11 protein-coding genes are annotated in these 14,925 nt (G+C 41.8%); 2 read left to right on the forward strand and 9 right to left on the reverse strand.

Annotated features, from left to right (window positions below):
* Nucleotides 1-159 precede the first annotated feature (159 nt).
* The 7 genes from sigK to ACWPWY_RS13755 all read right to left on the reverse strand — a co-directional run bounded on the left by sigK (nt 160) and on the right by ACWPWY_RS13755 (nt 10,372).
* Nucleotides 160-861, reverse strand: coding sequence for an RNA polymerase sporulation sigma factor SigK (gene sigK, locus ACWPWY_RS13725; RefSeq protein WP_454192189.1), 702 nt, complete (start codon nt 859-861; stop codon nt 160-162).
* 135 nt (nt 862-996) lie between these two features.
* Nucleotides 997-4,437, reverse strand: a complete 3,441-nt coding sequence (locus tag ACWPWY_RS13730; RefSeq protein WP_454192190.1) for a glycoside hydrolase family 2 TIM barrel-domain containing protein — start codon at nt 4,435-4,437, stop codon at nt 997-999.
* Nucleotides 4,438-4,490: 53 nt separating this feature from the next.
* The gene (locus ACWPWY_RS13735; protein ID WP_454192191.1) at nt 4,491-6,911 is read right to left on the reverse strand and encodes an ABC transporter permease; all 2,421 of its coding nucleotides are present in this window, start codon (nt 6,909-6,911) and stop codon (nt 4,491-4,493) included.
* A gap of 5 nt (nt 6,912-6,916) precedes the next feature.
* Complete coding sequence (locus ACWPWY_RS13740) at nt 6,917-7,675, reverse strand: ABC transporter ATP-binding protein (protein WP_454192192.1); 759 nt, start codon at nt 7,673-7,675, stop codon at nt 6,917-6,919.
* A 97-nt stretch (nt 7,676-7,772) separates the two neighbouring features.
* Nucleotides 7,773-9,200, reverse strand: a complete 1,428-nt coding sequence (locus ACWPWY_RS13745) for a HAMP domain-containing sensor histidine kinase (protein ID WP_454192193.1) — start codon at nt 9,198-9,200, stop codon at nt 7,773-7,775.
* A gap of 22 nt (nt 9,201-9,222) precedes the next feature.
* Nucleotides 9,223-9,933 (reverse strand): winged helix-turn-helix domain-containing protein, encoded by a 711-nt coding sequence (locus ACWPWY_RS13750; RefSeq protein ID WP_454192194.1) that lies wholly within the window; start codon nt 9,931-9,933, stop codon nt 9,223-9,225.
* Between the two features lie 157 nt (nt 9,934-10,090).
* Nucleotides 10,091-10,372 (reverse strand): DUF6509 family protein, encoded by a 282-nt coding sequence (locus tag ACWPWY_RS13755; protein ID WP_454192195.1) that lies wholly within the window; start codon nt 10,370-10,372, stop codon nt 10,091-10,093.
* Nucleotides 10,373-10,629: 257 nt separating this feature from the next.
* On the opposite strand from ACWPWY_RS13755, the gene ACWPWY_RS13760 reads away from it, so the two are divergent.
* Entirely contained in the window at nt 10,630-11,694 is a 1,065-nt protein-coding gene (locus tag ACWPWY_RS13760; protein ID WP_454192196.1) for a hypothetical protein, read from the forward strand.
* Nucleotides 11,695-11,839: 145 nt separating this feature from the next.
* On the opposite strand, the gene ACWPWY_RS13765 is transcribed toward ACWPWY_RS13760, so the two are convergent.
* The gene (locus ACWPWY_RS13765; RefSeq protein ID WP_454192197.1) at nt 11,840-13,267 is read right to left on the reverse strand and encodes an aldehyde dehydrogenase family protein; all 1,428 of its coding nucleotides are present in this window, start codon (nt 13,265-13,267) and stop codon (nt 11,840-11,842) included.
* A 58-nt stretch (nt 13,268-13,325) separates the two neighbouring features.
* Nucleotides 13,326-13,742, reverse strand: coding sequence for a hypothetical protein (locus ACWPWY_RS13770; RefSeq protein WP_454192198.1), 417 nt, complete (start codon nt 13,740-13,742; stop codon nt 13,326-13,328).
* A 211-nt stretch (nt 13,743-13,953) separates the two neighbouring features.
* On the opposite strand from ACWPWY_RS13770, the gene ACWPWY_RS13775 reads away from it, so the two are divergent.
* Nucleotides 13,954-14,913: a DMT family transporter gene (locus ACWPWY_RS13775; RefSeq protein WP_454192199.1), complete on the forward strand. Its 960-nt coding sequence runs from the start codon at nt 13,954-13,956 to the stop codon at nt 14,911-14,913.
* The last annotated feature ends 12 nt before the right edge of the window (nt 14,914-14,925 follow it).

The raw sequence follows: 14,925 nt of genomic DNA on the forward strand, positions 1-14,925 counted from the left end.
CAATCCATAGAACCATTTTTATGACAAGAAATAACCGGACTGAGGTTCTATACTAGGATATTCTTTGCTTCTCCTACTGATTTAAAACAAAAAGCAACCCATCCGAGGATAAGTTGCTTTCTAAACGTTTACGAATCATATTTTAAAAACATCTTATATTTAATTCTTCGCCTTATAAAACTCATGATACAGTTTCATTAGTGCTCTTTTCTCGATACGAGAAACGTAGGAACGCGAAATACCAAGCTCTTTTGCGATTTCTCGTTGTGTCCGCTCTTCTCCGCCGGTTACAAGACCAAACCTGCCCACTACCACTTCTTTCTCCCGATCATCGAGAATATCAAGGTTCTGATAGATTTTACTCTTCTCAATCTTCAGCTGAACCTTTTCCATCACCTCATCTGCTTCGGTACCCAGGATATCGATAAGGGTAATTTCATTACCTTCCTTATCAGTTCCTATCGGATCATGGAGAGAGACATCTTTTCTTGTCTTCTTCAAGGAGCGGAGATGCATCAGTATCTCATTCTCTATACAACGTGCAGCAAATGTCGCCAGTTTCGTCCCTTTTCCTTGCTGGAAACTCTCAATTGCTTTGATCAGGCCGATCGTTCCAATGGAGATCAGATCCTCTTGATCTTCACCGGTATTATCAAATTTCTTCACAATATGAGCAACGAGCCGTAAATTATGTTCAATAAGCAAATTTCGTGAGCGGGCATCGCCTTCCGCCATTTGCTTTAAATGCTTTGCTTCGTCTTTCTCAGACAAAGGCTGAGGAAATGCATTATTTTTTACATAAGACACCAGTAAAGAAAGCTCTTTAATAAATAGTGCAATCGCCGTAAATAATCCAGGCACGGGTGACACCTCCTACAATTTTCGGGACAGTTCTTGGTTTGTCGTCTAATCATTGTATGTAGGCATACACCTATTCGTGCCTGTACGGTGGAAATAGCTAGCTACCGAAATCCTTACATTTCATTTCAGTAACCCTTATTGTTCGAATCGGAACCAGCCAAAATCAAAATGGCTTCCAGGCAGGAAAATAAAGGTAACTTTTTGTAATCCAGTAACTCTATTCAACTCAAATACACGTTCCACATATCCTTCGGACTCGGTGAATTCGATAAGTTGATTGTTTGAGTCCTCACTATTCTCAAAGCGAACATGAATGGTATTTTTATCTAGCTGCGATCTTCCATAAATGACAAGCTTTGAAGCTCCTTCTGCTGCGAAATCCATCTGTTCGAACGTAAGGGACACGTTGTTTCCGATTCCTTCCACTGCCTTTTCAGACAAGGTAAACGTATCCCCATAGATCCGATCACAATCTCTCGCCATATTCATCTCGAAGGCCCGATTCTTCTTCTCAAACGAGAAGCCTTTGATATGCACCTTCTTCTGCAAAACGAAGCAAAGGGATGTAACCCCGCGGAGTCTTTTGGATATTTGATACGTTTCCGCTTGATAGACATTCCACTGGGATTTTTTCTGATACACTACATCGGCCAGCAGCTCACTGCCTTCTTCCTCCGGCATACCTTCCCAAATCTGCAGTTCATAAGGCTCATCATCTAAAGCGAAGATAGGAATTGTAATTGAATCCGATCCATAGTCACCGAAATCGATATTACGATAGCAGACGTGTGTTTCCCCATCACGGCTTGTTGCTACACCTCGTTCATTACCATTGCCGACTTCCCCTTTTACTTCATCGTATAGACCTCCAAAGACAAAGCTGTATGGATCTTTAAAAGCCGTACCCAAACCTTTTGCAGTGAATTCCAACTGGGATATCATTCTGGTCTTGTCTGAACCATTCTTACTCATACAGCGTACTCGAAAGCTTCCATCCCCGAGTGCCGTAATCTTCGCTTCATGGCCAAAGGATTCAATTTGGGCTAGGTTGGACTCAATCCCTGAATCATTTACCACACTCCATATCACATCTCGGTACGAAGTGTCCGCAGGGAATAAATTAGCTTTTACCGTCATCTCTTTTGTCGATTCATCAAACTGTTGTCCGGAAGGACTCAGCAGTTCAATTTTGCGAAGAGGGATTTCATCCACATTTCCTAGATTAGGCTGCAGCTGTTTGTTTTGCACACTTGCAGAAATTCCATCTAATACGCTTTCATCTACTGGCAGAGATGTAATCTCAAGCTTTTGGCTTTCTAACCCTTTCGAAGAAACCTCAACTTGGATCGTATCTGGCTCTAAAGTTGTTCCAATGATCGCCATAAGTTTGCCGCTGAATAATCTTCGGCTTGTGCCTTTGTATGGATCGTAATCTGTACTGTCACCATTGTCTAAGCCTAATAGACGTCCGGCTCCTGTAACCTGTACTTGTACGCGGTTGCTCGCATTCTCTACCGGATTACCATGCTCATCTTTCATCGAAATCTCGACAAAAACGACATCGGTTCCACTCGCTATAACCTCATTCTGATCCGAATTCAAACCGATTTTGCTTGCATTACCAAAGGATTTTCTCACATCGACTGCAATCACTTGATCTGACTCATCATAGGCAATTGCTTTGAGTTCTCCCGCTTCATAAGGAATTTTCCACCAGCCTACCAGCTGATCTCCGTGCTCATGATCGATTTCATAAGTTCCTACTGTTTCCCCCTTGAGCTGAAGTTCAATCTTCGGTGCATTCGAGCAGACACGAACATCAATGATTTGACCCGGGTTAAAATCCCAGTATGGGAAAATATGAACCATAGGCTTCTTTTTATAATCCGTCCATGCAGCTTGATAGATATAGTAAGAGTCTTTCTTAAAATTAGCGGTATCGATCTGTCCAAAATACGAATTCTTCGTATGATACGGTGTCGGCTCACCGATATAATCAAAACCAGTCCAGATGAATTGTCCTAGCGAGAACGGCGCGTCTCTTTCTGCGATAATACATGCTTCTGCTGACTTTGCTCCCCAGCTCGTCGTGCTGTTCCCGAGTGCTGAGCACTGTTCATCATCATCATCAAGAATGGATTGTTCGAATGGGAAGTGATAAATCCCCCTACTTTGAACAACCGATGCCGTCTCACTGCCGTAAATGATCCAGTCCGGATGCTCTTCGTGATGCTTGTGATAATATTTTTCCGCATAATTATAGCCAGCAAGTTTCACAATATCCGCGCATTTCTGAGCATTTTCCCATGGCATATAGTTTGAGCCGATCGTTACTTTGGCATTTCCTTTGTAATCATGCAGGTGTACTTCTTCCATCAGCATCTTCGTTATTTCTTGTCCCCGCTCATCTGCATGCGTATCATAAATTTCATTTCCGATACTCCACATGAGCAGACTCGGACGATTGCGGTCCCGCCTTACCCAGCTTTTCACATCAATAGGGGCCCATTCCTTGAAAAAGCGTGCATAATCATAGCTTGTCTTCGGTCTTTCCCACATATCAAAAGCTTCCGAGACAATCAGCATCCCCATCTCATCGGCTAAATCCATAAATTCTACTGCGGGCATATTATGCGCTGTCCGAATGGTATTAACGCCCATATCCTTCAGAATTTCAAACCGTCTTCGTAGAGCCGTTACATTAAAAGCTGCCCCTAACGAGCCCAAATCATGGTGCTCGCATACCCCATTTAGCTTTATCTTATTGCCATTTAGCATCAATCCCTGCTGCGGGTCCATCACGATCGTTCGGAAGCCTATATTCTGAGTGATGCTTTCAACGACCTTCCATTCCTTCTCCGCTTTATCATCTGACAAGCGGCATAATAACTCTGTTTTAAGCTGATACAAATGCGGTTCATCTGTACTCCATAACAGCGGATTCTCTGTATATAGAACCTGACTTACCTTCGAACCCGCTTGCTCATCTCCAGGGATGGTCTCTACACAAGTCGTAATCATTTGGTCGTTATACAGTAAAGTATGCGATAGCTGAGTATCCTCAGCGCTATGTACGTCAGTGTCCATTTCAACACTCCATCTATGCCCTTCTTGGTTCGTGTGGATATATACTCCATCCGTCTCGATATAACTACTTTCTCTTGTCTTAAGCCATACATTGCGATAAATACCCGCTCCCGAATACCACCGGCTGTTAGGACTTTGATGCACGACTTTCACGAGAATCTCATTCTCCCCTTCAATGAGCGCGTCTGTAATCTCATATTCAAAGGAGGAGTAGCCATATTTCCATTCTCCAACATACGTATCATTCACATAAATGGTAGAGTCCATATAAACACCATCAAAGCAAATTAGCGTGTGTGTTTCTTTCTTCGAGATAGTAAAGCGCTTACGATACCAGCCAATACTATTTTCATATAAATCTAATGTGTTATAAATTAGCCAGTCATGAGGGATATCTACCGGCCCAAAATCAAGTTCTGTGGTAGCCGTTGTTTCTACATCACTCTTACAAAACTCCCAGCCATCGTTAAACAATTTTTTATGATTCACTGTGCATATCTCCCTTTCTTCCACCCTAAAATGTGTTCTCGATTAACGCCGAACTAATCAATCACAAGAATTCGTGGAGATGTGGCAGCGATTACTCTTGAGGAAGCCCACGAACCTATGCCTACAGCAATGAAGGTAACAGCCGCAAAAGAAAGAATCCCTCCCCAGTGCAAAATCAAAGGAAGCTCCGCAATCCCATAATCCGATAGAATCGTTCCTAGCAAGCTTGGAAGTAAATAAACCCCTAGTAGAATACCGATGATGACTCCCACAGCAGAAAGAACGATCTGCCCTATCGAAATCGATAATCGAAGATCATGTGAAGATAATCCAATCGATTTATAAATGCCGTAGGTTTTACTTTCTTTTCGAATAGTCATTCGGCTGATACTGTATATGATGATAATCGTTACTCCAGTGAACAACAACCCCATCATGCTCATCGGGAGAAGCAAAGAGGCTACCGCTTGTTTAAAAGTGGCATCTAATAAACTCTGCATCGTCGACGCTAACAATGCATTTTCATACTTCCGATTTATTTCACTTACAATTTCATTCGCATCTTCTTCCTGATTGATATTCACAAATCCAACAATATACTCGCCAAATTGATCGTGCAGGGCGTCTGACATAATTCTTGCAGATACAGACTGGTTTGCAATCGATTGAAAAATACCGCTGACGAGAAAGGATTGTTTATTTCCTTCAATATAAACCTGGGCGACATCTCCTACATCTTTGCCTAACTCCTCTGCAACGCGGATCCCGATAGCAATCTCATTCTTCACTTGCGGATTTCTTCCTTTAAGCGTGGTATATCCTACTTCATCATAACTTCCATCAAGTACCGAAATACTAAAATTCATAGACTTTCGATCTTCGTCTTGAGAGACTCTGTGCTCTTCAGAAGACACGACACCATTCACGTACCCTTGCCATGTTATATTTTTGATCCTGGGGTCAGAAGACCATGTTTGATGAAATGACTCACGGGAGAAGGTAGAAGAATTCACAACTCGTAAGGAAATATCTGAGGAATCATACCCCCAGGATGCCGATGTCTGCTTAATGTAACTAATGCTGTATAGAAGAACAAATCCCAGAACAAGGACAGCCGTCATAATCGTAGCCAGAAGCGTCATGAGCATAGAAGCTTTCTTGTTTTTACGTATGTTTTTTAATCCAAGTACAACCAGAAGCGGTGCCTTACCAAATGAGAAGAATCCTGTTTCTTTTTCTTTCCCCATAAATGGCTTCGTTTTCTTGCTATAGTCTATCTCTGACATTCCGTACCGAATCGCCTGCATTGGTTGAATATGGCGTGCTTTACTAGCATATAGAAAAACGGAGAGCATGATTAACACACATACGAAGCAACCCGAAGCGATAGGAATAAAATAGGCTCCGATCTTTTCTTGTGAATCCACTAGTTTTAACGATGATAATGAGCTTTCTATGATCACCCTCGATACCCACTGGCTCACTAATAAGCCTGGAATAATCGAAATTATCGAAATAAAAGCATATTGCACTAGATAAATACCTACCATTTTACCTGAAGATAAACCTAATGCTTTCATCACACCAATCGTTCTATAATTCGATAACACATCATCTGAAATGGTGTAACCAATCGTAAATAAGGCGACCAGCGTCATCACAACACCTAGAAAAATCATAATAAATCCAATTGCTTTATTCATGATTAAATAAAAAGAAGACATCTGTTCATAACTGATCTTGGTCTCCAAATAAGGAGTACCCATCTCCTGTTCAAATTGCTCCCAGTGCCCCTGACTCTGATCATAATCATCATATCGAAGTCCAATCATATACTGTTCTTTACCTTGCATACCTTGAGTCTGCTGTATATAATCCTCATGATTCATCCATATTCGTGCTTCTGTAGCGAAGGGTGCGCCAAATGGCATATCAATGACAAGGGCAGATACTTCCAAGGTGAATGGACGCTCTCCATCGGTGAACTCCAGCCTGTCTCCGACCGTTATCTCATATAGATAAGCGATCGAAGTAGGAATCCAGATCTCCCCTCTTTCTGGAGTGACACGCTCCTTCCCTTGCGCAAATAATAACTCATCTACTGCATACGGACGGCTCGGCGTATCCATCATATAGAGAGTGAGATTGGAAAGTTCAGCAGCCCGATCCTCCCCCTGTACCGACATGCCAGCTAACATCCGATAAGGTATCAAAGAGGAGGTTTCTACCCCTTGCTGCTCTTCCCACCACTGAGCGATCTGCTCCGGATGGTGCAGTTCGTCTCGTAAAAGCAACATCTCATGCGATCCTTGTGTTCTCGTATGCATCTCTGTAAATAAATTGGTAGTACTGAAGATCACATAAATAGAAGTGGTCAAAAGTAACGTCGATAATAGAATTAAGAGCCCAATCAGTCCATTCTGGATTTTCTTTTTTCTAAGGTTTGCTAGACAAAGAGTGAATACAGCATTCATAAGGCTTACTCCTTCCCTGAGATGCAAGAAAAGATAATGGATTCCCGATCCAGCAGATCACTAGAATCAAATTTGCCAAATTCGAGCACTTCTGCTACTTTTCCATCTTGAATCATAATCAGTCGATCTGCCCTAGCCGCTGCTTTCATATCATGCGTTACCATGACCACCGATTGTCCTCTTCGATTCATTTCCGTTAGAATATCAAGTACGGCTACCCCCTGATCGTAGTTCAAGCTTCCTGTCGGTTCATCTGCAAAAATGACGTCTGGATTGTTTATCAATGCTCTAGCAATCGCTGCTCGTTGTTGCTGTCCTCCTGAGGTTTGAGACGGCAAACGATGCTGCTGCTCGTCAATCCCCATCGCTTTTAGAAGTGAACGCACCGATTCCTTCACATTCTTAGTAGACTGCCCGGCAATATATCCAGGCAAAGCAATATTCTCGAACAACGTAAGATCAGGAACTAAATTTATGCTTTGATAAATATATCCGATCCGGTGGGCTCTAAACTCGGCTAATTGCTTCTCTGTGTAGCGGTCTATTCGCTCTTCTCGAAAATAAACATCCCCCACCGTTACTGCATCCAAACCACTTAGCAGATAAAGCAGTGTGGATTTCCCTGATCCCGAGTTCCCCATGATGACCGTGAAATCTCCTTCATACACTTCTAAATCTAAATTACGAATCGCATGGAATTGTTCCGTACCTGTAATATATGTTTTACACAGGTTTTTTGCCTGAATCACTGCCTTTTTCAACAATAAAAGCCTCCTCAAGATAACGTATAATCTCATTGTAGGGAGTATTTATGTATAAATCCTTATCTAAATATGAATGAAATATTACAGCCGTTAAGAGTTACCTTACAGGGATGAAGCAATAAAATACCGTTCCTTGATCAGGTACACTTTGAAAAGAAATCGAACCCTGATGTGCTTCTATAATATGTTTACAAATAGATAGACCGAGCCCCGTCCCAGCGGCCTCGGGTTTCATTCTTGATTTCCCTTTAAAATATCGATCAAAAACAAAAGGCAGATCCTGCGGAAGAATTCCTTTTCCCGTGTCTGCTATCGTTATTTTTAAATGCCCACGTTCAAGCACCGTATCCACACGAATTGAATCTCCGGAAGATGTATGTTTTAGAGCATTAGAGATTAGGTTTGTTATCACCTGCTCCAGCCGGTTCGCATCGACATGAATCAGTACATTTGGAATATGCTCGGGCTCCATAAAGACCACCCCAGTAGAACGAACGTAATGCCCGACCGGCTGCAAGATTCTAGTCAAAACGTCCTGACTGTATTGTTCGGTAAGCGTGACGGAGATTTGTCCTAATTCCTGTAAGGCGTGCTGCAGTAAATCTTCTGTTAATTGCGTCATTTTCAGCGCATTGTTATGCATCACTTCTACATATTCCATCACAGAGGGCATATCCCGGCATCCCCCCTCTCTTATCATCTCAATATAGGCGGTAAGGGTAGTAAGAGGGGTCTTCAGTTCATGAGAGATCGTAGAGACCAATTCTTTCTGTGCTTGCTCTTGTTCATCTCTCCGGCGGCTATGATGCATAATTTCCATTCTCATTTGGTCAAACATCGCATAAACCTCACCCATCTCGTCCATCGTTGTATACTCCATTGTATTTTCGTAGTTCCCTTTTAATATCGCTTCGGAATACTCTTTTAACTGATGTACCCGTCCTAGCATATTGGTTCTGATTTTCTTGGCTAGAAGAAATAACAGGAAGCATAGAGTAAGAAACAGCACCGTCATCATAATGAATAAAGAAGCAGGAACTGCATGGGGTTGTTGTGTGAAAATCTCGCTTTCAGGCATAGTAAAAATTGCATTTCCCACTTGAATATCCGTTGTTTCATCAACGATGGGAAAAGCAATCCTATAATTGCCATGGTTCTCTTTTGCATGATATAAATCGTAATGAAGTTCCGTACTTACATCGATGTTCTCACGTGTATTTTCTTCTAAGGTATCGAATAAGATCTTTCCCGCTAGATTTGTATAAAGTAAGCTCACTTGCTGATCTTGAGCCATGGACTCAAGGGTCTGCTGTAACGTAGGATCATAAGCAATCTGCTCATGATGCTCTGCTATGTATAACCTAAGGGCGTTCACTTGCAGCCGGACCTGGTTTATAACAGATTGAGAATCATTATTTTGCCTACTATCATGCGTCAGGAGCAAACCTGCACCGCATCCCCATAGTAGAATGAGACAAGTCATCCCGGCGATCAGCCATTTCCGCATCCAATCTTTCAAATACATTATGTTCTCCCACCCTGACTCGTCATTCGTTTGTACTAAACTTGTAGCCCACACCCCTCACTGTCCGAATATATTCAGGTTTTGAAGGATTTGCTTCCAGTTTTTCACGCAATCTGCGGATGTACACCGTAATCGTATTTTCATCACCATAAGCAGCGTATCCCCATACGGCATCTAACAGCTGACTTTTTGTGAACACTTGGTTTTTATGCTGGGATAGAAAAAATAGTAGCTCCAGTTCTTTGGCGGTGAGCGAGATTTCTGTCCCCTCTTTTGTTACTTGGTATGCCTTCTTATCAATCCGAATCTTTCCGATATGTAAAATTTGATCATTACTTTGCTGCATTTGCTGTGTGCCTAGCATTTCAACTCTTCGTAGGTTCGATCCAATTCTCGCAAGTAGTTCCCGTAAAGAGAATGGTTTTGTCATATAATCATCAGCACCAAATCCAAGGCCAAGCACTTTATCTGTATCACTGCCTCGCGCACTTAATATGAGGATCGGCACAGGGTTATTTTCCCGGATTTGACGGCAGAGTTCGATTCCATCTATATCCGGCAGCATGATATCTAGAATAATAAACTCCGGATTTTCTATTTCTACTACTTGTAATGCTTCGATCCCGCTGTGTGCAACACGAACTTCATAGCTATGAAGGACAAGATAATCTTTTATTACCCGAGCAATATCTTTGTCGTCTTCTACAATAAGAATCTTTCGATTAGGACTCATTTCTACTCTCCTGAACTTGAATATGTAATAGCATTCATCATAACATATATATCCATTCCATCTAGTAAAAGGAGAACAAAATAAAAAGCATACCCTGTACAGCCATGCGGCTGAACAGAATATGCTTTATTAATCCATGTCGCTACTTAAACGACATTTAGATGTGTTCTTTGCAGAATGTTTCAAGCACGATAAGTTCGTCTTCTTCAAGATCAAAATCAAGATATTTCTCTGTTACTTTTTCATACAAATCGTACTTAATAATTCCATCTTTAGGCTCGTCCGCTCTATAAATAACGCGAATGTAGATCCCATTCTCAGAGTACAACTCATCATCTTCCTCTGGATCGATTACGATTTGGAACTCATATCTTTTCCCTTCCACAATACCAAAGGGGTCGTTAATTTCCTGTACCTCAAATTCTGTAATTTTCAACATATGTTTTTATGTCACCCTTTCTGCCTTGTCTTGAAAGATTCATTATAACTGATCTTATGTACTCATACTATCCCTTGAATACTTCTTTAAAACAGAAAACTGCGTATTTGCATAAAACTACAGTCTTTTTCGACAATTTCCGATATACTTTACATAGCAACTTATTATTAACAGGAGGAGAAGTAACCCATGGCTAAATACCGGTGTAGAACAATTTTAGAACACAGAATGCCCAGAAAAAATAGGAGGGTCTTCTTGTGACTGATATTGAACTCACAAAAAAAAGAAATAACCGTTTGGTTTATGTCCTTGCAGCAGCTATAACGGTAAACGAAATGCTTAGTTTTACAATCGGAATCTCACTTCAATTTATACTTCTTGCTATGGGTACCATATTTCTCATTATTATACCTGTGACACTGATATCCAATCATCCCAAATTCGTTCGAACGATCCCGTACATCAAATACTTTATTACCATCGTAATTGGTATTGCTTTGTTTTTATTAATCAAGATCGACCCTCATATGATTAATATTATGACGATGTATTTTTTTGTGGCTATCATGGGCATCTACCAGGATCGAATTATAAATGCACTCACTCTGCTCATTACCTTGTTTATCTTATGCTTTTACTTTTTTACGCAAGGAGAAAATATATTTCATTCAACAAATGTCCAAGACCTACTTTTCTATATCATTACTTTTACTTTGGTATCTGTGGTAAATCTAATGTATTCGCAGTTTAATAACACCTTACAGCAAGAGAAAGAACAAGAAAGACAGCGAGCATTAGAAGCCAAAAGCGCCATGGAAACCATGCTCACCAAAATAACAGAATCCGTTCAATCTGCAAGTCAGTATCAAAATGATCTCCATGTGGCCACATACGAAACCAATCAACGATCGATTGAAATTGTGTCTTCCATCGAAAACATCATTGAATCGTTTGAAATGCAGAACAAACAATCTTTGCTACTTGCTAATCAGTTCAGTCAGGTTAATGAGCAGATTAACCATCTACTGTTGCCCACTCTTTTCCCAAACAAACAAAACTCTCCCTCCTTAGCTACAGCTTTGGCTGTAAATCCAGCTGTAACCGCACCTGTAGAGGAGACTCTTTTTGAGATAAAATCCATGTTACAGGACCTGGGAACGGCAACAGAAATAACAGTAGACATGACCGAATACAATAAAGGTAGTCTGAATGATGTACTCCATCTGGTCTCTATTCAACAGCAGGAAATCACATCTCTATCTGAAAGTTTTGCCAAACTCGAAAAACAGCTCAGCCGGATGAACCGGAGAAGTCAACTATAATTCTACATGGGCATTCCGTTTTGGGGATGTCTTTTTGGGTTACCATCTAAAACGTTCTAAAACCATAGCCGCCACATTCTCAGAAGAAACCGCCGAGCTAGAACTCGGCGGTTTCTTTATTCCGTTTATTTCATTATCATTCACGTTATTTCTTCTTTATCATCACGGTTCTTGAATTCGTAAACGCAGCAAGCCCTGCTCTACCATGTTCCACACCAATTCCCGACTCTTTATGGCCGCCAAATGGGAAGTCTGGTTGCATCACTTGGGATTCATTAATCCAGACGGTTCCTGTTTCAAGACGTGAAGCCACATCATATGCCAGCTCCAAATCTTTGCCCCATACAGAACCTGCAAGACCATACTTCGTATTATTGGCACGCTGTACTGCCTCATCAATATCTTTATATTTCAGGAGCGGTACGATGGGCCCAAATGGCTCTTCCTGAACCAGACGAGAATCTTCCGGTGGATTATCTACAATAGTTACAGGAATATAAAATCCTTTACCTTCAGGGATTTCTCCTTCATAGGCAATCCGAGCACCGCCGTCTTTCGTCTCTTGAATAAGATCTTTGACCTTATCATATTGCATTTTGTTCTGCAGTGGACCCAGACCCGTCTTCGGATCAGAAGGATCTCCTACCTGAATGGTCTTCGCATAAGCGATCATTTCTTTCAGAACTTCATCATAAATCTCTTCATGAATATAAAGTCGTTTTGCATCAACACACACTTGCCCTGTATTTGCAAAAGCTACCCAAAATAATCCTTCCGCCACTTGCTTCGGATCTGCATCAGGTAACACAATCGCGGCATCATTCCCGCCCAGCTCAAGAGTTGTCCGTTTTAGATTATCTGATGCGCTCTTCATTACTTTTTTCCCTGTTTCCGTTGAACCCGTAAAGGAAATTTTATCTATTTCTTCATGCGCTGTCATCCAAGGACCCAGATCATCTCCACCCGAGATGATATTCAGTACTCCTTCAGGGAATATATCCTTAACGAGTTCTGCCATACGAAGAGTGGACAGCGGCGTATTCGGTGATGGTTTAACAACGAGTGTATTCCCGGTAAGCAGTGCCGGTGCAATTTTCCAAGCCGCCAAATTCATAGGGAAATTCCAAGGGACAATCGCTCCTACTACACCAAGGGGTACATACTGCAGAACCACCTTATGTTCTTCGGAATCCTCCAAGATCTCTTCGTCCAAACGCTGCGAGGCAATTGCCCGGTACCACCGGATTGCGTCTTCCATCTCAGCCTGGCTTGCCTGAAGCGGCTTCCCATTCTCATTCATAAGCAGTTCCGTTAATTCTTCTTTGTTCTTCTCTATTACGTCAGCCAATTTCGTAAGCAGCCCTGCACGTTCCTCTGTTGATCTGCTAGACCATGCGGGGAATGCTTCCCTAGCTGCGGCAACCGCTCTATCTAAATCCTCACGTGAGGCATCAGGAACTTCAGCGATGACCTCTTCGTTGGAAGGATTAATAACGGGGATCGTTTTCTTTGTATGGATATATTCGCCGTTAATTAACATACCTACAGGTTTATTCATTGTAATCGTTTTCATTTTTGGTTCCTCCGTTTCGTTTTTACAGTTCCCACACCGGAGCTGTTTTTAAAGATTACTATTTTACTTGATTTATGTTATGCAGAATAAACTGCTTCACATCTGGCATACCAGCAAAGGTTTTGATGCTGTATGTAAATTCTACAGACTGCTCAGCATCCCATGCTTCCACCTTCTCCATAATGCCTTCCTTTAGTTGAAAGCAAATCGCTTCACCATCTACTTCAATTTCCGCAGTATGTGGATCCGCAAGACCGGTGTACATTCCTTTAGCTTTTATTTTATTAGAATCATTTGTTTTGATCTCAGTTTTGTCTTGAATCGTCTCTGTGGTTGTTTCATATATGATCGGCGTTTCATGGGAGTCTGCTGTATTCATCTCTGCAGCCGCCGCCTGTTCTGCGTTAAATGTAGCAACAGCTAACATCAATATACTTCCCGTTAACAAGGTCGAGTGATGTTTTCGTCTTTTCATAAGATTGTCCTCCCAATTCTGAGTTAAGCTTACTTTTCATTACACGAAAAAAGATGGGTTCAATCAATTTTCTGCGAAGAAGCCATGCATGACAAGTTTGTTTTTTTGCTTTTCGGCTTTGTTTTTTATCGGTATAATATGAAAGGTTGTTCGTGATTAAGATACATCTAGAGACAATGACAATACATACGATTAGATTGGGAGATAAGAAATGCAAACCAAAGAACGCTCATTTAGTAAGTATGAACTGCTTTATATCATTGGAATTGTTGCCATCTCGTTTTCTTCTATTTTTGTAAGATGGTCCGAGGCAGAAGTTTCTGTCGTCGCCATGTATCGGCTTTTTTTAACAAATCTATTGATGACTCCCTTGCTCTATAAATACCGTCATGACATCTTTCGGTTAAGCAAAAAAGAGTGGCTGACACTTGGGATCTCCGGCATCATGCTTGGACTTCACTTTTTACTATGGATGAGCTCCTTACGGCTGACTACCGTAGCCAGTTCTACGGTCATTATGACACTTGAACCTATTCTCGTTATGCTGGGTTCGATGTGGATTTTTGCAACCAAACCAAACCGCAGTATGCTCATTGGAATGGGTATGGCTGTCGCTGGTTCCGTCATTATTGGGGCTGGTGATTTCCAGGTATCTGGGCATGCACTCAAAGGAGATTTCCTCTCTTTTCTTGGCACGATTGCGGTTGCTATACATATGATTATTGGGCAATATGCGCGGAAGAACATTAGCGCTTTTGTGTATAACTTCTGGGTGTTCCTGTTCGCTGGTTCCTCCCTGGCCATGTATAATGCGGGAAACCAGATCCCTTTTACAGGTTACGATGCACGGGAATGGGGAATTTTTCTTCTTCTTGCGATTGTACCTACTCTGCTCGGTCACTATCTATTTAATTGGCTGCTAAAGGTAATGAATGCAACCACGGTATCCATGTCTGTACTTGGAGAGCCGGTGATTGCTTCTCTCCTCGCTTGGATGCTGCTTGGAGAAGCACTAACCATTCTGCAGCTCATTGCAGGAGGAATGATCCTTGCCGGGGTGTGGTTTTTTCTTCGGTATGGCGCGAGCCCTCTTCATACAGAGCTAGGGCCACTGGATGAAGGAGTAGATCCCTTGTCTACGATAAGCCCCGTTCCTCAAGCAAAAGGATAATGCGTAGATTTT

Source organism: Paenibacillus sp. Marseille-Q7038, assembly GCF_965111595.1.

What these genes read in the sequence shown, in the direction of transcription:
- ACWPWY_RS13775 (WP_454192199.1), top strand. Translation starts at nt 13,954, where the DNA reads ATGCAAACCAAAGAACGCTCATTTAGTAAGTATGAACTGCTTTATATC.
- ACWPWY_RS13770 (WP_454192198.1), bottom strand. Translation starts at nt 13,742, where the DNA reads ATGAAAAGACGAAAACATCACTCGACCTTGTTAACGGGAAGTATATTG.
- ACWPWY_RS13765 (WP_454192197.1), bottom strand. Translation starts at nt 13,267, where the DNA reads ATGAAAACGATTACAATGAATAAACCTGTAGGTATGTTAATTAACGGC.
- ACWPWY_RS13755 (WP_454192195.1), bottom strand. Translation starts at nt 10,372, where the DNA reads ATGTTGAAAATTACAGAATTTGAGGTACAGGAAATTAACGACCCCTTT.
- ACWPWY_RS13735 (WP_454192191.1), bottom strand. Translation starts at nt 6,911, where the DNA reads ATGAATGCTGTATTCACTCTTTGTCTAGCAAACCTTAGAAAAAAGAAA.
- ACWPWY_RS13745 (WP_454192193.1), bottom strand. Translation starts at nt 9,200, where the DNA reads ATGTATTTGAAAGATTGGATGCGGAAATGGCTGATCGCCGGGATGACT.
- ACWPWY_RS13750 (WP_454192194.1), bottom strand. Translation starts at nt 9,933, where the DNA reads ATGAGTCCTAATCGAAAGATTCTTATTGTAGAAGACGACAAAGATATT.